The sequence below is a fragment of the Streptomyces coeruleofuscus genome (genome assembly GCF_039532725.1).
Lineage (GTDB): Bacteria > Actinomycetota > Actinomycetes > Streptomycetales > Streptomycetaceae > Streptomyces > Streptomyces coeruleofuscus.
This window is the reverse complement of the sequence record NZ_BAAASE010000001.1, coordinates 940,564-960,221: the sequence shown is the minus strand read 5'-3', so window position 1 is coordinate 960,221 and position 19,658 is coordinate 940,564. Positions and strand designations below refer to the sequence as shown.

The window sequence follows — 19,658 nt, the reverse complement described above, 5'->3', positions numbered from 1 at the left end:
CGGCGGGTTCGTGAGGGGGCGCCGGTCGGCGGGGACGGCAGTTGCCGCCCGTTGTGGTCCGTTGCGGCCCGTTGTTGCTCGTTCAACCGAACCCGTTACGGTGGTGCGTGCCGTGACCACGACCAACTCCTCCCCCGCAGCCACCGCCCTGCCCTCGCTGCGTCTCGCCCGCGAGCGGTTCCTGTCGGGGCGTCCGCTGCCCGGCGGCATTCCGGAGGAGGTCGTCGCGGCGTGGCGGCGGGCGCGGTTCTTCGGTGTGCCGCACGACTTGAAGGAGCCGGCCGTCGCTCCCCCGCGGCCAGTGGAGTCGGCGCTGCTCGGTGCGGCCCGGCCGGTGCTCGACCGGATCGTCCCGGCCCTGGGCGCGGACCGGTCGCTCCTCGTCCTGACCGACGAGCGGCTGCGCGTGCTGTGGACCGCGGGGAGCATGCCCGGGCTCGCTCCGTGTCCCGTCCTGTCGGAGCAGGAGGTCGGCAACAACAGCGCGGCCCTCGCCCTGCGCACGCGGCGCCGGGCCGAGGTGCACGGGCCCGAGCACTTCCTCGACCGGTGGCAGGACGTGTCCGCCGTGAGCGTCCCGGTGCTCGCCCCGGAGGGCGGCCGGGTCGCCGGCACGCTGACCGTCGCGTCCTCCGCGTCGCGGCTGGGCACCGCGCGCTCGCCGCACCCGCAGGCGGCACTCGCCGAGGCCGCCGCCGCGGCGGTCGAGACGGAGCTGCGCGCGCGGGCGGGGCGGGCTGAGCGGGTGCTGCTGGACGCGTATGTGCGGGCGGCGGGGGGATCGGGCCGGGCCGTGGCCGACGCCGCCGGCACAGACCGGGCTGCGGCCGACCGGGCCGTGGTGGTGCTGGACGGTCGTAACCGCCTGATCAGCGACTCCGCGCAGCAGTTGCTGACGCCCGAGGTGCTCGGGGCGCTGGAGCGTACGGCGGTGAGCGCGCGGCAGACGGATGCCGTGCGTGAGGTGGGGCAGCCCGAGGGCACGGGCGTGTCCGAGCCGCCCATGGTGCCCGAACTGCCGGAGGGCGCGGGGCTGGCCGCGCGGATCGATCCGGTACGGCTGGACGGCGTGGTCATCGGGATCGTCGCCGTCCTGGAGCCGCTCGCCGGACCCGTGCCGTCGGTGCCGGCCGTGCCGCGCCCGCCCGGTTCGCTGACCGGCTCGTCGGTCTCCTGGCGGCATGCCGTCGGGCGTGCCGTCGAACTGGCCTGCTCGCCAGAGCCGTTGCTGCTGACCGGTGAACGCGGAACCGGCAAGTCCGCGCTGGCTCTGGAACTGCTCGGCACGGCGGCACGGGCGGCCGTCGAGATCGCCGACGCGGCGCAGGACCCCGGGCTCGAAAAGGCCCTGCCCGCCTGGCCGGCCGATCGCCCGCTCCTGCTCCGGCACGCGGAGCGCCTCGCGCAGCCCGGCGTGGCCGCTCTCAACTCCCTGCTCGACACGCACCCGGACACCCGGCTGCTGGTCACGTACACCCCCGGCGCTCCGGTCGGCCCCTGCCTCCAGCGCCTGCTGGACAAACTGTCCGCCCGCTCGGTGCCCCTCCCCCCGCTGCGGGAACGCGCCGAGGACATCCGGGAGCTGCTGCCGGCCCTGGCGCCGCGGCCGGCCCCCGGGCAGCCACCGCTGACATGGACACTGGACGCCCTGCGCGCGTTCGAGCGGTACCCGTGGCCCGGCAATGTCACCGAGCTGGCCCATGTCGTCCGGGCCCTCGCGGAGCACCGGCGGATGTCGGGTCCGGTCCGCCGGGCGGAGCTGCCGGACGCCGTGCGGGAAGGCCCGGCCGCGCGGCCCCTCAGCCCGATGGAGCACGCAGAGCGCGCCGCGATACTCGAGGCACTGCGCCGCCACGGCGGCAACAAGGCGCGCGCGGCGGCGGCGCTGGGAATCGGCCGGGCGACGCTGTACCGCAAACTGCGGGGCTACCGGGTCTGAGGGGCCGCACCACGCAGCGCCCTGCACCATCGGGGACGTGGAACACAGAAAAGGTGCCGACCAGAACTGGCCGGCACCTCTCGTGCAACTGGAGCAAGTGTCCGAGGGGGGACTTGAACCCCCACGCCCGATAAAGGGCACTAGCACCTCAAGCTAGCGCGTCTGCCATTCCGCCACCCGGACCAGGTGTCTGCCGCCTTGCCGGGGCTCTGCCCGGCGGCGACATGGACAACCATACCAAGGTTTCGCAGTGCCTTTCACCTGCGTTTCCTTCCCCAGGGCGGGGGTCCGGGACCTCGCGCCCCGATACCCCTAGGGTCACACCATGAGTGACTGGATGGTTACGCAGGGCTCCACGGCGAGGCGTCGCGCCCGTCCGCTGTCGCCGCTCAGGGAGTATCTGCGGGACACGTTCTGGTTCGCCCCCATGGCGGCGATGGTGAGCGTCTTCGTGGTCTGGGTGGGGGCCCAGGCGCTGGACACGGCCATCGTCGAAGCGCTCCGGGACGAGGGCGACTACGACACGCTCGACGAGCTGCTGCGGTTCGCGGAGGACGCGAAGGCGGTGGTGAGCGCGGTCGGCTCGGCGATGATGACGTTCATCGGTGTGGTCTTCAGCATCTCGCTGGTGGCCGTGCAGATGGCGAGCGGGCAGTTCACCCCGCGCGTGGTGCGGATCTTCGTCCGGAGCCGGATCACCAAGGCGACCTTCGCGGTCTTCCTGGCCACCTTCGTGCTGACTCTGCTGGTCCTGGCCTCCTTCGACAGCGTCGACGACCCGCGTGCCGTCACCACGGTGCCCCTGGTGCAGTCGGTCCTCACCCTCTGCATGGTCGCGCTGAGCCTGTTGCTCTTCGTGCTGTACGTGAACACCACCCTGCGGCTGATGCGGATCAGCCATGTGATCGCGCGGATCGCCACGGAGTCGTTCCGGGTGGCGGCATCGATGCCCGTGTCGACGGGCGGGCAGGACGACGGCGCCCGCCTCGGTTCCGCGACCGCGTGGGTGCCGCACGAGGGCCGGGCGGGCGTACTGCGCGACGTGCACATCGCGCGGCTGGTGCGCGTGGCCCGCAAGCACGGGGTCGTGCTGCGGCTCATCCCGCGGATCGGGGACTTCGTGGTGCCCGGGATGCCCGTGCTGGCGGTCCACGGCGGACCGGTCCCGCCGCGCAGGGCGCTGCGTTACGCGGTCTCGGTGGGGGTGGAGCGGACCTACCACCAGGATCTCGGCTTCGGGCTGCGGCAGTTGTCCGACATCGCGCTGCGCGCCCTGTCGTCCGCGATCAACGATCCGACGACGGCTGTCCAGGCGCTGGACCGCGTCGTCGAGTTCCTGGCCGCACTGAGCCGGCGACCCCTGGACGCCGCCCTGCACCGGGACCGGGGCGGGACGGTGCGGCTGGTGCAGCCCGTGCCGGGGTGGACCGAGCTGGTGGATCTGGGGTTCACAGAGGTGCGGATGGCCGCCATCGGGAGCCCGCAGGTCTGCCGGCGCATGCTGGCCGGACTGGACGACCTGCTCCTGCTCGTGCCGCCGGAACGGCGGGAGCCGCTGCTCCGCCATCGCGATCTGCTCCGGCAGGCGGTCGACCGGTCCGAGCCGGCACCCGCAGACCGCGCGTTCGCCCTGCACCCGGACCGGCAGGGCATCGGCTGACCGATGCCCTGCCCTTACGGCAGCACCTGGCACTGGCGGTCCTCACGGCAGCAACTGGTACTCCGGGAAGTTCCCCGGCAGCCGCTCCCCCGCCGGTCCCCGTGTCACCGCGCGCACCAGCAGCTCGCCGCCGACGAACGCGCCGTGCCAGGACGCGCCGAGCCCGCCGAACAGCTCGTCTCGGTCGCCGCGGGAACGGGGCCGGCCGTGGCCGGTCTTGAACGCGCGGATCTGCGGGGCGAGTCGCTCGTAGGTCGCCCGGTCGTCCGTGGACAGTGTGGCCACCAGCGCGCCGTTCGAGGCGTTCATCGCGGCCAGCAGCTCCGCCTCCGTGTCGACCAGGACGATCGTGTCGACCGGACCGAACGGCTCCGCGTGGTGCAGCGGAGAGGACGGGGGCGGGTTGAGGAGCGTGACCGGCTGGACGTAGGCCGAGGTGTCCTGGCCGGGCAGGAAGCGGGCGCCGGACGGACTGCCGCGGTGCAGCGGTACGGCACCGCGCTCGATCGCCTCGGCGACCTGGTCCTGGAGCTCCTTCGCCTTGGCCGCGTTGATGACCGGCCCGAAGTCCAGCTCCGGGTACGGGTCGTCCGGCTGCTCCACGGCGAGCGGATGCCCGACCCTGAGCGTGCGGACCGCAGGGAGGTACGCCGCCAGGAACGCGTCGAACAGGTGCCGCTGGACGACGAAGCGCGGGTACGCCGTGCAGCGCTGCTTGCCGTAGTCGAAGAGCTTGGGGACGACCGCGGTGAGCGCGTCCCAGTCCGAGTAGTTCCAGATGCCCCAGGCGTTGAGTCCCTCCTGTTCGAGTACGTGTCGTTTGCCGAGGTCGGCGACGGCCGTGGCCACCGCGGCGCCGGTGTCGCGGCCGCCGACGAAGGAGACGCAGCCGATCTCGGGCGCCCGCACCAGCGCCTGGGACAGCTCGGCTCCGCTGCCGCTGACGAGGGTCACGGGGATCCCCTCACGCGCGGCGAGGGCACAGGCCAGGGTCAGGCAGGCGACACCGCCGTCGGTCGGGGTCTTGGCGATGACCGCGTTGCCCGCCAGTGCCTGGACCAGCACTGCGTGAACGAGCACGCTCATCGGGTAGTTCCAGCTGGCGATGTTGGACACCGGACCGTCCAGCGGGGCCCGGCCGTCGATCATCTCCTCGATGCCGTCGACGTACCAGCGGACCCCGTCGATGGCCCGGTCGACGTCCGCCAGGGCGAGCCGCCAGGGTTTGCCGATCTCCCAGACCAGCAGGAGGGCGAGCAGTCGGCGGTGTTCGGCGAGGGCGTCGAGGGTGGCCGCGACGCGGGCGCGGCGCTCCGGCAGGGGGAGGTGACGCCAGGCGCGGTGCTGGTCGAGGGCGGCGCGCACGGCCCGGCGGGCGGTGGCCCCGTCCAGGCGCGGCGGGCCGGCGATGGGGCTGCCGTCGACGGGGCTGACGGCGGGCAGGACCCGGCCGTCAGCCTGCCAGGCGGCGTTCCAGAGGTTGAGGATCCGGTCGTCACGGAAGGCCTCGGGCGCGGCGGTGAGGCAGCGCTGCCACGCGTCGGCCCAGGTCGTGCCGGATTTGAGGGTGAGGGTGGGTGGCATGGGGTTGCTCCGCTCTCGGTGCACGGTCGGGGGCGGGACCTGGCTCACTGCCGTTGTTCTCCGAGACGCGCTTCGAGACGCTCCAGCACGAGCTTCGCCGTCTCGGTCGGGGTGCTGCCCACGCTCACCCCGGCCGCCTCCAGCGCCTCCTTCTTCGCCTGTGCCGTGCCGGACGAGCCGGACACGATGGCGCCCGCGTGCCCCATGGTCTTGCCCTCGGGTGCGGTGAACCCGGCGATGTAGCCGACGACCGGCTTGGTGACGTGCTCGCGGACGTAGTCCGCCGCCTGTTCTTCCGCGTCGCCGCCGATCTCGCCGATGAGGACGATGAGTTCGGTGTCGGGGTCGTCCTGGAAGGCGGCGAGGCAGTCGATGTGTGTGGTGCCGATGACCGGGTCGCCGCCGATGCCGACGCATGTGGAGAAGCCGGTGTCGCGGAGCTCGTACATGAGTTGGTACGTCAGCGTGCCCGATTTGGAGACCAGGCCGATGCGGCCCGGTTTGGTGATGTCGGCCGGGATGATGCCCGCGTTGGACTGGCCCGGGGTGATCAGGCCCGGGCAGTTGGGACCGACGACCCGGGTGCCCTTCTCCCTGGCGTACGTGGTGAAGGCGACGGAGTCGTGGACGGGGATGCCCTCGGTGATGACGACCGCGAGGCCGATGCCGGCGTCGGCGGCTTCGACGACGGCCGCCCTGGCGAAGGCCGGCGGTACGAAGACGACGGTGACGTCGGCCGCGGTCGCGCGCATCCCGTCGGCGACCGTGCCGAAGACGGGTACGGCCATGGGGGCACCCCCCAGGCCCTTGAGGCACTGGGGGACGTCGAAGTCGACGGTACGGCCCGCCTTGCGCGGGTTGACGCCGCCGACGACGTTCGTGCCGGCCGCCAGCATGCGCCGGGTGTGCTTCATGCCCTCGCTGCCGGTCATGCCCTGGACGAGGACCTTGCTCTCCTTGGTGAGGTAGATGGCCATGACGTCCCCTCAGGCTGTGGTGGCGAGTTCGGCGGCACGGCGGGCGGCGCCGTCCATGGTGGTGACCTGCTGGACCAGCGGATGCGCGTGCTCGTCGAGGATGGCGCGGCCCCGGGGCGCGTTGTTGCCGTCGAGGCGCACGACGAGCGGTTTGGTGAGGCGGACGGTGTCCAGGGCCTGGACGATGCCGTCGGCGACCGCGTCGCACGCGGTGATCCCGCCGAAGACGTTGACGAAGACGGACTTCACGGCCGGGTCGGAGAGGATGACCGACAGCCCGTCCGCCATGATCCGCGCGCTCGCTCCGCCGCCGATGTCGAGGAAATTGGCGGGGCGCGCGCCGCAGCCCGCGACCACGTCCAGTGTCGACATGACGAGGCCGGCGCCGTTGCCGATGATGCCGACCTCGCCGTCGAGCTTGACGTAGTTGAGTCCCTTGACGGCGGCCGCCGCCTCCAGCGGGTCGTCGTGCTCGGCGTCGTCCGCGCCCCAGCGTGCCTGCCGGAAGCGGGCGTTGTCATCGAGTGTGATCTTGCCGTCCAGGGCGAGGATGTGCCCCTGTCCGGTGCGGACGAGCGGGTTCACTTCGACCAGGAGGGCGTCCTCGCGGACGAGGACGCCCCAGAGCCGTACGAGGACGTCGACGGTCTGCGGCGGCAGTCCGGCCGCCTCGGCGATCTCGCCGGCCTTCGCGGAGGTGACGCCCTCGGCGGGATCGACCGGGATGCGGGCCACGGCCTCGGGACGGGTGGCGGCGATCTCCTCGATCTCCATACCGCCTTCGGCCGAGGCGATCGCCAGGAAGCGGCCCGCCGCGCGGTCGAGTACGTAGGACACGTAGAACTCGGCCTCGATGTCCACGGGCTGGGCCAGCATCACCGTGCCGACCCGGTGCCCCTTGATGTCCATGCCGAGGATCTGACGGGCGGTGAGCTCGGCGGCGGCCGGGTCGGCGGCGAGCTTCACTCCGCCTGCCTTGCCGCGGCCACCGGTCTTCACCTGGGCCTTCACCACGACCCGGCCACCGAGCCGGCGTGCGATGTCACGGGCCTCCTTGGGCGAGTCCGTCACCTCGGCCCGCGGCACCAAGATGCCGTGTTCTTCGAAGAGTTCCCTTGCCTGATGTTCGTACAGGTCCATTTCCGGCTCCTGCCTGCTGTGTTTTCTGGGGAGCGACCCCCAGACCCCCGAAAATGCCGCACGCCCCCTGGACACCACCCACCGGATGCGGGATAACAAGCTTCATACAGTATTCGTCGACTGTATGCAATGTACCGTGAGTCGTTCCAACCCCCTACGAAGGGACAGGACTTCGCCATGCCCGACGACACCCAGGACGTGATCTCCGGTGGTCATCTCGTAGCCAAGGCACTGAAGGCCGAGGGGGTCGAGCGCATCTACACACTCTGCGGCGGCCACATCATCGACATATACGACGGCTGCGTCGACGAGGGCATCGAAGTCGTCGATGTACGCCACGAACAGGTCGCCGCCCACGCCGCCGACGGTTACGCGCGCATCACCGGCAAGCCCGGCTGCGCCGTGGTCACCGCCGGCCCGGGGACGACCGACGCCGTCACCGGTGTCGCCAACGCCTTCCGCGCGGAGTCCCCGATGCTGCTGATCGGCGGTCAGGGAGCTCTCAGCCAGCACAAGATGGGGTCACTCCAGGACCTGCCGCACGTCGACATGATGAACCCCATCACCAAGTTCGCGGCGACGGTGCCGGACACGGCACGCGCGGCCGACATGGTCTCCATGGCGTTCCGCGAGTGCTTCCACGGCGCGCCGGGCCCCTCCTTCCTGGAGATCCCGCGCGACGTGCTGGACGCCAAGGTGCCGGCCGTCAAGGCACGCGTGCCCCAGGCCGGTGCCTACCGCGCGTCGACCCGCTCGGCCGGCGACCCGGAGTCGATCGAGAAGCTCGCCGACCTGCTCGTGCACGCCGAGAAGCCGGCCGTCCTGCTCGGCAGCCAGGTGTGGACGACCCGGGGCACCGAGGCGGCCATCGAGCTGGTGCGCACGCTGAACATCCCGGCGTACATGAACGGCGCCGGCCGTGGCACCCTCCCGCCCGGCGACCCGCACCACTTCCAGCTGTCGCGCCGGTACGCCTTCTCCAACGCCGACGTCATCGTCATCGTCGGTACGCCCTTCGACTTCCGCATGGGCTACGGCAAGCGGCTGTCGCCGGACGCGACCGTCGTGCAGATCGACCTCGACTACCGCACGGTCGGCAAGAACCGCGACATCGACCTCGGCATCGTGGGCGACGCGGGGCTGGTGCTGAAGTCGGTGACCGAGGCGGCCTCCGGGCGCGTCAACGGAGGGGCGTCGAAGCGCAAGGAGTGGCTGGACGAACTGCGGGCGGCCGAGCAGACCGCTCTGCAGAAGCGGCTGCCCAGCCTGAGGTCGGACGCCTCGCCCATCCACCCGTACCGGCTGGTCAGCGAGATCAACGACTTCCTCACCGAGGACTCGATCTACATCGGCGACGGCGGCGACATCGTCACCTTCTCCGGGCAGGTCGTGCAGCCCAAGTCGCCCGGGCACTGGATGGACCCGGGGCCCCTGGGCACGCTCGGCGTCGGCGTCCCCTTCGTGCTCGCGGCCAAGCAGGCGCGGCCCGACAAGGAAGTGGTGGCCCTCTTCGGTGACGGCGCGTTCTCCCTCACCGGCTGGGACTTCGAGACTCTGGTCCGCTACGACCTCCCCTTCGTCGGCATCGTCGGCAACAACTCCTCCATGAACCAGATCCGCTACGGCCAGGCCGCCAAGTACGGCAAGGACCGCGAGCGGATCGGCAACACCCTCGGCGACGTCCACTACGACAAGTTCGCCCAGATGCTGGGCGGTCACGGCGAGGAGGTCCGCGACCCCGCCGACATCGGCCCGGCCCTGCGGCGCGCCCGCGAGTCCGGCAAGCCGTCCCTGATCAACGTCTGGGTCGACCCCGACGCGTACGCCCCCGGAACCATGAACCAGACCATGTACAAGTGAGGTGCCCCCGATGACTGCTCCGTCCACCAAGGCCCTCGAAGGCATCCGCGTCCTGGACATGACCCACGTCCAGTCCGGGCCCTCCGCGACCCAGCTGCTCGCCTGGCTCGGCGCGGACGTCGTCAAACTGGAGGCGCCGACCGGCGACATCACGCGCAAGCAGCTGCGTGACCTGCCGGACGTCGACTCCCTCTACTTCACGATGCTCAACTGCAACAAGCGGAGCATCACCCTCAACACCAAGACCGAACGCGGCAAGGAAATCCTCACCGAGCTGATCCGGCGCTCGGACGTCATGGTCGAGAACTTCGGACCGGGCGCGGTGGACCGGATGGGCTTCACCTGGGACCGCATCCAGGAGATCAATCCACGGATCGTCTATGCCTCCATCAAGGGGTTCGGCGAGGGCCCGTACACCAACTTCAAGGCGTACGAGGTCGTCGCGCAGGCCATGGGCGGGTCGATGTCGACCACCGGTTTCGAGGACGGGCCGCCGCTGGCGACGGGGGCCCAGATCGGGGACTCGGGGACGGGCGTGCACGCCGTGGCGGGCATCCTCGCCGCGCTCTACCAACGGGAGCGCACCGGGCGCGGGCAGCGGGTCAACGTGGCCATGCAGCACGCCGTACTGAACCTGTGCCGGGTGAAGCTGCGGGACCAGCAGCGCCTGGCACACGGGCCGCTCGCTGAATATCCCAACGAGGACTTCGGCGACGAGGTTCCCAGGTCCGGAAACGCGTCCGGCGGCGGCCAGCCCGGCTGGGCGGTCAAGTGCGCGCCGGGCGGCCCGAACGACTACGTGTACGTCATCGTGCAGCCCGTCGGCTGGCGGCCGGTCAGCGAGCTCATCGGCCGGCCCGAACTGGCCGACGACCCCGAGTGGGCGACGCCCGAGGCGCGGCTTCCCAAGCTGAACAAGATGTTCCAGCTGATCGAGGAGTGGTCCTCGACGCTGCCCAAGTGGGAAGTGCTGGAGCGGCTCAACGCGCACAACATCCCGTGCGGGCCGATCCTGTCCACCAGGGAGATCATCGAGGACCGGTCGCTGGTCGCCAACGAGATGGTCGTCACCGTCCCGCACCCGCAGCGCGGCGAGTTCGTCACCGTCGGCAGCCCGCTCAAGCTGTCCGACTCACCCGTCGAGGTGACCGGTTCACCCCTGCTCGGCGAGCACAACGAAGAGGTCTACGTCGGCGAACTCGGCCTCGGCGACGAGGAAGTGCGCCTGCTCAAGTCGAACGGAGTGATCTGACGTGATGGCCGAAGACCGGGTCCTGCGGGTGCGCGGCCTCCTCGACTCCGTGCGGGCCGAGGGGCGGACCGCGCTCACCGCGCCCGAGGGCAAGGTGATCGCCGACGCGTACGGGATCGCCGTACCCGGCGAGGAGCTGGCGACCGACGTCGACGAGGCCGTGGCGTTCGCGGCACGCTTCGGCGGGCCCGTCGTGATGAAGATCGTCTCGCCGGACATCCTGCACAAGACCGACGCCGGCGGGGTGATCGTCGGCGTCGAGGGCGCGACCGACGTACGGGCCGCGTTCCGCACCATCATCGACAACGCGCGTACCTACGACCCACAGGCCCGCATCTCGGGTGTGCAGGTGCAGGAACTGCTGCCCAAGGGGCAGGAGGTCATCGTCGGGGCGGTCACGGACCCGACGTTCGGGAAGGTGGTCGCCTTCGGGCTCGGCGGGGTGCTGGTCGAGGTGCTGAAGGACGTCACCTTCCGGCTCGCACCGGTGGACGCGGACGAGGCGCTGTCGATGCTGGACTCGATCCGGTCGGCGGAGATCCTGCGCGGGGTGCGTGGTCAGGCGGGCGTGGACCGGTGGGCCGTCGCCGAGCAGATACGCCGGGTGTCGGAACTCGTCGCGGACTTCCCGGAGATCGCGGAGGTCGACCTCAACCCGGTGATCGCCACCGCGGAGGGGGCGGTGGCGGCCGACATCCGGGTCATCCTGGCCGAGTCGCAGCCCGCGCCGCGCCGGAAGTACTCGCGGGACGAGATCCTCGCGTCGATGCGCCGTCTGATGCAGCCGGCTTCGGTCGCCGTCATCGGTGCCTCCAACGAGCAGGGCAAGATCGGCAATTCCGTGATGCGCAACCTCGTCGACGGCGGTTTCGCGGGCGACATCCACCCGGTGAACCCCAAGGCCGATGACATTCTGGGCCGCAAGGCGTACAAGAGTGTCACCGACGTTCCCGGTGAGGTGGATGTGGCGGTCTTCGCGATCCCCGCCAAGTTCGTGGCCTCGGCCCTGGAGGAGGTGGGACGCAAGGGCATCCCGAACGCCGTACTGATCCCCTCCGGCTTCGCGGAGACCGGTGAACACGAACTCCAGGCGGAGATCGTCGCGATCGCCGAGCGGCACGGCGTCCGGCTGCTGGGGCCGAACATCTACGGCTACTACTCGACCTGGCACGACCTGTGCGCCACGTTCTGCACGCCGTACGACGTCAAGGGCGGGGTGGCGCTGACCTCGCAGTCGGGCGGCATCGGGATGGCGATCCTGGGCTTCGCCCGCACCACCAAGACGGGTGTGTCGGCGATCGTCGGGCTCGGCAACAAGTCGGACCTGGACGAGGACGACCTGCTGACCTGGTTCGGGGAGGACCCGCACACCGAGTGCATCGCGATGCACCTGGAGGATCTCAAGGACGGGCGCGCCTTCGTGGAGGCCGCGCGGGCCACCGTGCCGAAGAAGCCGGTGGTGGTGCTCAAGGCGGGCCGTACGGCGGCGGGCGCGAAGGCGGCCGGTTCGCACACCGGTGCCCTGGCGGGCGACGACGCCGTGTACGACGACATCCTGCGGCAGGCCGGCGTCATCCGGGCGCCGGGGCTGAACGACATGCTGGAGTACGCGCGCGCGTTGCCGGTACTCCCCGCCCCCAAGGGCGACAACGTCGTGATCATCACGGGCGCCGGCGGCAGCGGTGTGCTGCTCTCGGACGCGGTGACGGACAACGGCCTGTCGCTGATGGAGATCCCGCCGGACCTGGACGAGGCGTTCCGGACGTTCATCCCGCCCTTCGGGGCCGCGGGCAACCCGGTGGACATCACCGGGGGCGAGCCACCGTCGACGTACGAGGCCACGATCCGGCTGGGCCTCGAGGACCCGCGCATCCACGCGCTCGTCCTGGGCTACTGGCACACCATCGTCACCCCTCCCATGGTGTTCGCGGAACTCACCGCGCGCGTGGTGGCCGAGTTCCGGGAGCGCGGGATCGAGAAGCCGGTCGTGGCGTCGCTCGCGGGCGACGTGGAGGTCGAGGAGGCCTGCCAGTACCTCTTCGAGCGTGGGGTCGTCGCATACCCGTACACGACCGAGAAGCCGGTGGCCGTGCTCGGCGCGAACTACCGCTGGGCGCGGGAGGCGGGGCTGCTGGGGGGCGGTACATGAGGTGAGGGAGCGGGGGGCCGGCCGACGGTGCGCGTCGGCCGGCCCCGGGACCCGCACGCGCACGAAAGGCATGGGACAGGGGGCGCTGGCCAGATCTTTCGACGCAAGGGGTGCGACACGACATGACAACGACCGATCTGCCCACCACGGTTCCCTACCGGGAGGTCACCGACGCGAACGGACGCGTCTACCGCCTCGGTGAGACCGACATCGACATCATGGGGCGCAAGCGCAAGTGGATGGTGATCCTGCCCTGGATCGGCATGATGGGTATCTCCTCCGCCGAGTACGCGTTCGCGTCCGCCGAGGAGACCCTGCACACGGCACACGCGTGGGACAGCATGCACATCTTCTGGATGATGACCGTGTGGGTCTTCTTCCAGGCCGCGGTGGCCTTCCCCGCGGGCAAGCTGCGGGAGAGCGGAAAGCTTCCGGCCCGCTGGGCGATGTTGTGCGGCGCGGCGGGCACGCTGCTGGGCTACCTGTCACTGGCCTTCGCACCGCACGTCGTCTTCGCCTACATCGGCTTCAGCATGTTCAGCGGCATGGGCGCGGGCATGGTGTACGCGACCTGCGTCAACATGGTCGGCAAGTGGTACCCGGAGCGCAAGGGCGGCAAGACCGGCTTCGTCAACGGCGGTTTCGCCTACGGCTCGGTGCCCTTCGTCTTCCTCTTCAACGGCTACATGGACCTGACCAACTTCCGCTGGGTGCTGGTCTCGGTGGGTGTGTTCCTGGCCGGGGTGGTCGCGTGTTCCGGCTACTTCTTCAAGGACCCGCCGAAGAACTGGTGGCCCGCCTCGATCGACCCGCTCAACCCGCCCGAGGACCCGCGCGCGGCCCGCTCCCTGCGCATGAACCCGCCGGCGGTGCGCCAGTACTCCCCCAAGGAGGCGTGGAAGACCGGCCGGGTGGCCCTGATGTGGTTCTGCCTGGCGTGCACGTCCGGCGTGAACATCTTCGGTATCGCCTTCCAGGTGGAGATCGGCGAGGAGGCCGGGTTCGCGGGCGGGATCGTCGCCACGGCCATGTCCCTGAAGGCGATCGTCAACGGTACCGGCCGCGGTGTCATCGGCTGGCTCTCCGACCTGTACGGCCGCAAACGGTGCCTGCTCGTCGTCTGCGTCATCCTGGGTCTCTCCCAGTACGGCATCCTGTGGTCGGCGGAGGCCGAGAACCTTCCGCTGTTCCTGATCTTCTCCTCGATCTCCGGCTTCGGCGGCGGCGCCATCTTCCCGATGTTCGCGGCCCTCACCGCCGACTACTTCGGTGAGAACAACAACGCCTCCAACTACGGCATGGTCTACAGCGCCAAGCTCGTCTCCGGTCTGGGCGCGGGCATGGGCGCCGTGGTCGTCGGCGCCTGGGGACACTCCGGCGCGTTCATCCTGGCCGGCTCCATCTCGCTCTTCGCCGGCTGCGTGGCCGTGTTCCTCAGCCCGCCGGGACGCGACAAGGAAACGCGCCGTATCGCTCCCAACCCGCAACCGCTCGGCGAGGACACGACCTGACAGGACCGCGGAGCCGTCCGCGGCAAGCAGCCCGCACGTACCGTCCGGCGCCGCACACCGTCCCCTATCGCGACAACGATGGTTGACCGTCCCACACGTGAGGAGGCCCCTCCCCGGCCGGGGAGGGGCCTCCTCACGTTCCTACGGCGTCAGCACTTCTCCCTCAGGGAGTGCAGGTGCGCGCTGGAGCGGCGCGCGAACGTGAAGGACTCGGCCGGGTTGTCGTGCTCGGCCTGCCAGTGGTGGGCCATGCGGTGGCCGCGCAGCCGGGTCACGGCGGAGATGAACCGCTGGTAGTCGATGTCGCCGTCGCCTACGTCTGTCATGCGGTAGCCGTACGGGTTCGACGGGTCGCTGTCGCCGTCCTTGACGTGGAACAGCGGGTAGCGGTCGGGCTGCCTGAGAACGTAGTTGAGCGGTTCGAACGGCGCGGGCGTGCCGTCGGGCCGCTTGGAGAAGCGGAACTGGCCGACGTAGGCCCAGTAGATGTCCATCTCCAGGTAGACGAGGTCCGGGTCGGTCTCCTTGAGCAGGACGTCGTAGAGGCGGACCTTGGGGTTGTCGGTGGCGAAGGAGAACTCCTCGGAGTGGTTGTGCTGGTAGAACTTCATGCCCCTGGCCTTCGCAGCGGCGCCATAGGTGTTGAAGTCCTCGGCGGCGCGCTTCCAGGCGTCGACGGTCGAGCCGTAGCGGAACGGGCCGGCGGCCGTGCCGATGTGCTTGAGGCCGAGGGCCTGGGCGTCGTCGAGGACCTTGGTGAGGTTCTGGGCGAACGTGTAGGCGTTCGGGTCGCTGGAGTAGTAACCGACGTGGCTGCCGATGGGGTTCAGGCCGTGGCTCCGGGCCAGCCGCTTGAGCTGGGCGAGCGTGATGGGGCCGGCCGAGCCCTGGGTGTAGCCGGCGAACTCGACCTCGTCGTAGCCGTACCTCTCCAGTTCGGCGAAGACGGGGCCGAAACCGAGGGTGGAGACCTTGTCGCGGAGGCTGTAGAGCTGGATGCCGAGGCGGCCGGGCGGCAGGACGGGACGGCCTCGGCCCTTGGCGCCGGAGGCCGTGCCGGTGGTGGCGGCCGCGTTGCCGGTGGCGGCGGTCGCGGGGGCGGCGGCACCGAGCAGGGCGGCGGCGGTGGCGCCCGCGGCCACGCCGAGCATGCCTCGTCTGCTGAGGCGGTGGGTGAGTTCGGGGTCGGGCTGGGAGAAGCGGCTCATGCGTGGAACTCCTCGTGATCTCAGGGCGTTGTCAGTGGTGAGTGCTTCACTTGTGACCAGTCGGGACTGAGGGTCCGTCCTCAGTGAGACCGGCGAGTCGGAGCAGCAGTGACTTCACATCGGTGGCCGCTACGCGGTCGCCGACAGCGCGGGGGGTGGAGCAGATGAGGAGCGGACCGTCGTCGTCGCTCGCCGGGAGGCGGCCGTGGCTGCCGCGAATAGGTGAGGGGTCCAGGGGCACGACCGCCATGCGGTAGCGCATGCCGAGTTTCTTGCGCGCCAGTGCGGTGGCCGCCTTGACCTTGACGTAGGGGTCGAGGGGATCCATGAAGAGCTCGACCGGGTCGTAGCCGGGTTTGCGGTGGATCTCGACGAGCTGCGCGAAGTCGGGCGCGCGGGCGTCGTCGAGCCAGTAGTAGTACGTGAACCAGGCGTCGGGTTCCGCCACGGCGACGAGTTCGCCGGCGCGCGGATGGTCGAGGTGGTGGGCCTTCTTGCCCTCGTCGTCGAGGAGTTGCTCGATGCCGGGCAGGCCGTCGAGGACGGCCCGGGTGGCGTCGAGGTCCTCGGGGCGGCGCACGTAGACGTGGGCGATCTGGTGGTCGGCGACCGCGAAGGCACGGGACGCCATCGGGTCGAGGTACTCCATGCCGTCCTGGGTGTGCACCTCCAGCAGGCCTGCGCGGCGCAGGGCGCGGTTGATGTCGACGGGGCGGCTCACCCGGGTGATGCCGTACTCGGACAGCGCGACGACCGTGCGGCCCTCGGCGCGTGCGTCGTCCAGGAGCGGTGCCATGGCGGCGTCCAGGTCGGCGGCCGCCTTCAGGGAGCGCGGGTCGTCGGGGCCGAAGCGCTGGAGGTCGTAGTCGAGGTGAGGGAGGTAGCAGAGCGCCAGGTCGGGGCGCCGGGTGCGGATGATGTGGCGGGTCGCGTCGATGATCCACCGGCTGGAGACGAGATCCGCTCCCGGGCCCCAGAAGTGGAAGAGGGGGAAGGTGCCGAGTCTGTCGGTGAGTTCGTCGTGCAGCGCGGCCGGCCTGGTGTAGCAGTCGGGTTCCTTGCGGCCGTCGGCGTAGTAGACCGGACGGGGGGTGACGGTGATGTCGGTGTCGGCGCCCATGGCGTACCACCAGCAGATGTTCGCCACGGTGTAGCCGGGGTGGGCGCGGCGGGCGGCGTCCCAGAGTTTGTCGCCGGCGACGAGGCCGTTGTGCTGGCGCCACAGGAGGACGTCGCCGAGTTCGCGGAAGTACCAGCCGTTGCCGACGATGCCGTGTTCGGAGGGCGTGGTGCCGGTGAGGAACGTGGACTGGGCGGCACAGGTGACGGCGGGGAGCACGGTGCCCAGCGGGGCGCGGGAGCCTGACTGGCCGAGCGCCTTGAGGCGGGGCATGTGGTCGAGGAGACGGGGGGTGAGGCCGACGACGTCGAGGACGAGGAGTGGTGTGGGGCCTGTCCGGGCCGGGTGTGCGCGCGGGGCGGACGGGTGGGTGCTCACGGCAGCTCCTTCAGTCCGAGGTCCGTCAACAGGTCGCGGGCGAGGGTGAGTTCGGCGGCGATGCCCTCGGCGAGCTGGCTGCGGCCGCGCGGGCGCAGCTCGGGCGGGAGGGCCTGCCAGGTGTAGGTCTCGACCTCCAGGTGGCGGGTGAGCGGGGCCGGGCCGCCGACGAGCCGGGTGAGTGCGGTCTTCAGGACCGGGAGTGTGGAGGTGAGGGGTGCGGCGGGGGCCGCGTGCAGGGGGACGTGGAAGTGGGCGCGCCAGGGTGCGCCGTCGGGCAGGGCGTGGCCCGCGATGGCCTCGTCGAGGTCGTCGGTGGCGCGCAGGCCGGCGGCGGTGGCCGTGCGGGTCTGGTGCAGGAAGCGGGGTTCGGCGAAGGCGGCGAGGGCCTCGCGGACCTCGGGCAGATGGGGGTGCTCGGCGTGGAGAGCGGCGGAGAGCTGGGATTTGACGACGGGGACGCGGGCCTCGGTGAGGGCGTCCAGGGCGGTGTGCGGGTCTTCGAAGGAGGTGGCGAGGTGGCAGGTGTCGACACAGATGCCGATGCGGTCGTGGCCGATCGCGGTGAGCGGGGCGATGGCGTCAAGGGTGGTCTCGACGACGCAGCCGGGTTCCGGTTCCAGCCCGACGCGGATGGAGCGGCCGGTCAGTTCCTCGATGGCGTCGAGGCGTTCGGCGAGGGTGAGCAGGGCGGTGCGGGCTGTCTGTGCGCGTGCGTCGTCGTACGCGGTGCGCCAGGCGAGGGGCAGGGTGGAGATCGTGCCGTCGCCGACGTCGTCGGGGAGGAGCCCGGCGAGGACGCGGGCCAGGGCGGTGGTGTGGTCGAGGCGTTCCGGGTCGGCCCAGTCCGGCTTGTAGACGCGGTACTTGACCTCTTCGGCGCCGAAGCCCTCGTACGGGAAGCCGTTGAGGGTGACGACCTCCAGGCCGCGCCGGTCGAGCTCGGTGCGCAGCCCGCGCAGCGCGGACGGGTCGGTGTCGAGGGCGAGGGCGGCGTCCCTGGCGAGCCACAGCCCGATGCCGAGCCGGTCGCGGCCCAGGCGGCGGCGGACGGGTTCGCAGTGGTCACGGAGCTGGGCGAGGACGCCGTCGAGGGTTTCGGCGGGGTGGACGTTGGTGCAGTAGGCGAGGTGGACGGTGGAGCCGTCGGGGTGGCGGAAGCGCATGGTTCACGCCCCCGCGGCGGGGACGCGGGCCGGCTCGCCGCCGTCGCCAGGGCCGGGGTCCGGCTCGTGCGGGTCCTTCGGTACGCCGCGGAGGATGGAGTTGCCCTCGTGGGTGGCCTCCGTGCCGGTGACGTCGAGGTCCAGGCGGCCGCTGAGCCCGTAGAAGGCGACGGGGTTGCGCCACAGCACCTGGTCGACGTCGTCCTCACTGAAACCCTCGGCCAGCATCAGGTCACCGACCTTGCGGGTCTTCAGGGGGTCGCTCTTCCCCCAGTCGGCGGCGGAGTTCACCAGGACCTGCTCGGTGCCGTAGGCGCGCAGGATCGCGATCATCCGCTCCTCGTCCATCTTGGTGTCCGGATAGACGGAGAAGCCCAGCCAGCAGCCGCTGTCCTTGGCCTCCTTGACGGTGGTCTCGTTGAGGTGGTCGACCAGGACGCGTTCCGGGGGCAGTGCGGACTCCCGGACGGCGTCGAGGGTGCGGCGCAGCCCGGCGAGCTTGTCGCGGTGCGGGGTGTGCACCAGGGCGGGCAGGCCGTGGTCGGCGGCGAGCTGGAGCTGGGCGGCGAGGGCGGTGTCCTCGGCGGGGGTCATGGAGTCGTAGCCGATCTCGCCGACGGCCACGACGTTGTCCTTGACGAGATACCGGGGCAGTGCGTCCAGGACGGGCACACAGCGCGGGTCGTTCGCCTCCTTGGGGTTGAGCGCCAGCGTGCAGTGGTGGGCGATGCCGTACTGGGCGGCGCGGAACGGCTCCCAGCCGAGGAGGGAGTCGAAGTAGTCGAGGAAGGAGGCGGGCGAGGTGCGGGGCTGGCCGAGCCAGAAGGAGGGCTCGACGACGGCGCGGACACCGGCGGCGTACATGGCCTCGTAGTCGTCCGTGGTCCGGGACGTCATGTGGATGTGGGGGTCGAAGATGCGCATCAGGACTCCTTGCCGTGGGGGTGGTCCGTGCCGGGCGCGGGGCCGGCGGACTCGGTCAGGTCCAGGACGCGGTACAGGTCCTCGGGGACGGTGCGGCCGGCGGCGGTGCGTTCGGCGGCGTAGTCGCCCAGCATGCGGGCGAGTTCGCCGTCGCCTCGGGCCCGCCGGGGCAGGTCCGCCACTCGGTCGACGGGGACGCCGGTGAACAGGCACTTCAGTACGGCGTGGCGCCAGTCGTGGGGGGCCAGGTGCCGGGCGGCGTAGGGGCCGACGGCGGCGGCCAGGAGCCGGGTGTCGTTGGTGCGCAGGGCGTCCTCGACGAGCGGGAGGGCGCCGGGGCCGGACACGAGGTGGGGCAGGGCGTGCAGGACGGCGCGGCGCTCATCGGCGGTGCCCTGGAAGTACACCCGCGTCAGGGCGTCGGTCCCGGCACGGGCCGCGTCGAGGATGAGGACGCGCGCGGCGTCGGCGTACGCGGCACCGCAGCGGCGACCGGCTTCGGCGAGGCGCAGTTCCCACGCGGAGATGGGCCCGTGGATACCGGGGTGGGCGGCCGCCTCGTCGAGGGCGTGCTCGAGCCAGGCGAGGGCGGCGGGATCGAGGTGGGTGGTCAGGTGGCGGCGGAGGTCGGCCGGCGAGGAGGCGAGGGCGATGTCGAGGGTGGGTTGGGTGGTCTGGGTGCTGGGGGTGGTGTGGGTGCTGGGGGTGTCCGTGGTGGCCAGGGAGTTGGCGTTCTCGGGGGCTTGGGCGTCCCGTGCGGCGGCGGACTCGGGGCCCTGGGCATCCCGCG

General features: G+C 71.2%; 14 protein-coding genes and 1 tRNA gene. 6 read left to right on the top strand and 9 right to left on the bottom strand.

Translation table 11 applies throughout. The annotated features are described in order from the left end of the window. Nucleotides 1-112 precede the first annotated feature (112 nt). The gene (locus tag ABFX81_RS04150; RefSeq protein WP_346137630.1) at nucleotides 113-1,939 is read left to right on the top strand and encodes a sigma-54-dependent Fis family transcriptional regulator; all 1,827 of its coding nucleotides are present in this window, start codon (nucleotides 113-115) and stop codon (nucleotides 1,937-1,939) included. A 98-nt stretch (nucleotides 1,940-2,037) separates the two neighbouring features. On the opposite strand, the gene ABFX81_RS04145 is transcribed toward ABFX81_RS04150, so the two are convergent. Further along, nucleotides 2,038-2,122 (bottom strand) — tRNA-Leu (locus ABFX81_RS04145). A gap of 142 nt (nucleotides 2,123-2,264) precedes the next feature. Between ABFX81_RS04145 and ABFX81_RS04140 the strand changes: the two genes are divergently transcribed. Then, the gene (locus ABFX81_RS04140) at nucleotides 2,265-3,599 is read left to right on the top strand and encodes a DUF2254 family protein (RefSeq protein ID WP_086854152.1); all 1,335 of its coding nucleotides are present in this window, start codon (nucleotides 2,265-2,267) and stop codon (nucleotides 3,597-3,599) included. A 42-nt stretch (nucleotides 3,600-3,641) separates the two neighbouring features. Here the strand turns inward: ABFX81_RS04140 and ABFX81_RS04135 are convergent, their stop codons facing one another. From ABFX81_RS04135 to sucC, 3 genes are read right to left on the bottom strand one after another with little or no spacing between them, the layout of a single operon-like run. Next, nucleotides 3,642-5,183: an aldehyde dehydrogenase family protein gene (locus ABFX81_RS04135; RefSeq protein ID WP_086854153.1), complete on the bottom strand. Its 1,542-nt coding sequence runs from the start codon at nucleotides 5,181-5,183 to the stop codon at nucleotides 3,642-3,644. Between the two features lie 44 nt (nucleotides 5,184-5,227). Then, the gene (gene sucD / locus ABFX81_RS04130; RefSeq protein WP_086854154.1) at nucleotides 5,228-6,160 is read right to left on the bottom strand and encodes a succinate--CoA ligase subunit alpha; all 933 of its coding nucleotides are present in this window, start codon (nucleotides 6,158-6,160) and stop codon (nucleotides 5,228-5,230) included. A 9-nt stretch (nucleotides 6,161-6,169) separates the two neighbouring features. Beyond that, on the bottom strand, nucleotides 6,170-7,300 hold the full coding sequence (gene sucC, locus ABFX81_RS04125; RefSeq protein WP_086854155.1) for an ADP-forming succinate--CoA ligase subunit beta: 1,131 nt from the start codon (nucleotides 7,298-7,300) through the stop codon (nucleotides 6,170-6,172). A 177-nt stretch (nucleotides 7,301-7,477) separates the two neighbouring features. Between sucC and ABFX81_RS04120 the strand changes: the two genes are divergently transcribed. The 4 genes from ABFX81_RS04120 to ABFX81_RS04105 all read left to right on the top strand — a co-directional run bounded on the left by ABFX81_RS04120 (nucleotide 7,478) and on the right by ABFX81_RS04105 (nucleotide 14,072). Next, a complete protein-coding gene (locus ABFX81_RS04120) occupies nucleotides 7,478-9,160 on the top strand; it encodes a thiamine pyrophosphate-binding protein (RefSeq protein ID WP_086854156.1) in 1,683 nt (560 codons plus the stop codon). Between the two features lie 10 nt (nucleotides 9,161-9,170). Beyond that, a complete protein-coding gene (gene frc, locus ABFX81_RS04115) occupies nucleotides 9,171-10,412 on the top strand; it encodes a formyl-CoA transferase (RefSeq protein WP_086854157.1) in 1,242 nt (413 codons plus the stop codon). A gap of 4 nt (nucleotides 10,413-10,416) precedes the next feature. Continuing rightward, nucleotides 10,417-12,561, top strand: a complete 2,145-nt coding sequence (locus tag ABFX81_RS04110; RefSeq protein ID WP_346137629.1) for an acetate--CoA ligase family protein — start codon at nucleotides 10,417-10,419, stop codon at nucleotides 12,559-12,561. A gap of 122 nt (nucleotides 12,562-12,683) precedes the next feature. Next, a complete protein-coding gene (locus tag ABFX81_RS04105; protein ID WP_086855412.1) occupies nucleotides 12,684-14,072 on the top strand; it encodes an MFS transporter in 1,389 nt (462 codons plus the stop codon). A gap of 149 nt (nucleotides 14,073-14,221) precedes the next feature. Here ABFX81_RS04105 and ABFX81_RS04100 read toward each other — a convergent pair whose 3' ends face one another. Genes ABFX81_RS04100 through ABFX81_RS04080 form a run of 5 tightly spaced genes read right to left on the bottom strand, consistent with a single transcriptional unit; the run spans nucleotide 14,222 to nucleotide 19,521 of the window. Continuing rightward, nucleotides 14,222-15,280 (bottom strand): TIM barrel protein, encoded by a 1,059-nt coding sequence (locus ABFX81_RS04100; RefSeq protein ID WP_086855413.1) that lies wholly within the window; start codon nucleotides 15,278-15,280, stop codon nucleotides 14,222-14,224. A 46-nt stretch (nucleotides 15,281-15,326) separates the two neighbouring features. Beyond that, complete coding sequence (locus tag ABFX81_RS04095; protein WP_086855414.1) at nucleotides 15,327-16,778, bottom strand: alkaline phosphatase family protein; 1,452 nt, start codon at nucleotides 16,776-16,778, stop codon at nucleotides 15,327-15,329. Then, the gene (gene eboE / locus ABFX81_RS04090; protein WP_346137628.1) at nucleotides 16,775-17,944 is read right to left on the bottom strand and encodes a metabolite traffic protein EboE; all 1,170 of its coding nucleotides are present in this window, start codon (nucleotides 17,942-17,944) and stop codon (nucleotides 16,775-16,777) included. The genes ABFX81_RS04095 and eboE overlap by 4 nt, the downstream gene beginning before the upstream one ends. Nucleotides 17,945-17,947: 3 nt before the next feature. Beyond that, the gene (locus ABFX81_RS04085; RefSeq protein WP_346137627.1) at nucleotides 17,948-18,868 is read right to left on the bottom strand and encodes a TatD family hydrolase; all 921 of its coding nucleotides are present in this window, start codon (nucleotides 18,866-18,868) and stop codon (nucleotides 17,948-17,950) included. Then, a complete protein-coding gene (locus ABFX81_RS04080; RefSeq protein ID WP_346137770.1) occupies nucleotides 18,868-19,521 on the bottom strand; it encodes an EboA domain-containing protein in 654 nt (217 codons plus the stop codon). Before ABFX81_RS04080 ends, ABFX81_RS04085 begins: the two co-directional genes overlap by 1 nt. Nucleotides 19,522-19,658 lie beyond the last annotated feature (137 nt).

Bases quoted from the DNA above. Each gene is read 5' to 3' on its own strand.
- ABFX81_RS04140 (WP_086854152.1), top strand. From the start codon at position 2,265: ATGAGTGACTGGATGGTTACGCAGGGCTCCACGGCGAGGCGTCGCGCC.
- ABFX81_RS04135 (WP_086854153.1), bottom strand. From the start codon at position 5,183: ATGCCACCCACCCTCACCCTCAAATCCGGCACGACCTGGGCCGACGCG.
- sucD (WP_086854154.1), bottom strand. From the start codon at position 6,160: ATGGCCATCTACCTCACCAAGGAGAGCAAGGTCCTCGTCCAGGGCATG.
- sucC (WP_086854155.1), bottom strand. From the start codon at position 7,300: ATGGACCTGTACGAACATCAGGCAAGGGAACTCTTCGAAGAACACGGC.
- ABFX81_RS04120 (WP_086854156.1), top strand. From the start codon at position 7,478: ATGCCCGACGACACCCAGGACGTGATCTCCGGTGGTCATCTCGTAGCC.
- frc (WP_086854157.1), top strand. From the start codon at position 9,171: ATGACTGCTCCGTCCACCAAGGCCCTCGAAGGCATCCGCGTCCTGGAC.
- ABFX81_RS04110 (WP_346137629.1), top strand. From the start codon at position 10,417: ATGGCCGAAGACCGGGTCCTGCGGGTGCGCGGCCTCCTCGACTCCGTG.
- ABFX81_RS04105 (WP_086855412.1), top strand. From the start codon at position 12,684: ATGACAACGACCGATCTGCCCACCACGGTTCCCTACCGGGAGGTCACC.
- ABFX81_RS04100 (WP_086855413.1), bottom strand. From the start codon at position 15,280: ATGAGCCGCTTCTCCCAGCCCGACCCCGAACTCACCCACCGCCTCAGC.
- eboE (WP_346137628.1), bottom strand. From the start codon at position 17,944: ATGCGCTTCCGCCACCCCGACGGCTCCACCGTCCACCTCGCCTACTGC.
- ABFX81_RS04085 (WP_346137627.1), bottom strand. From the start codon at position 18,868: ATGCGCATCTTCGACCCCCACATCCACATGACGTCCCGGACCACGGAC.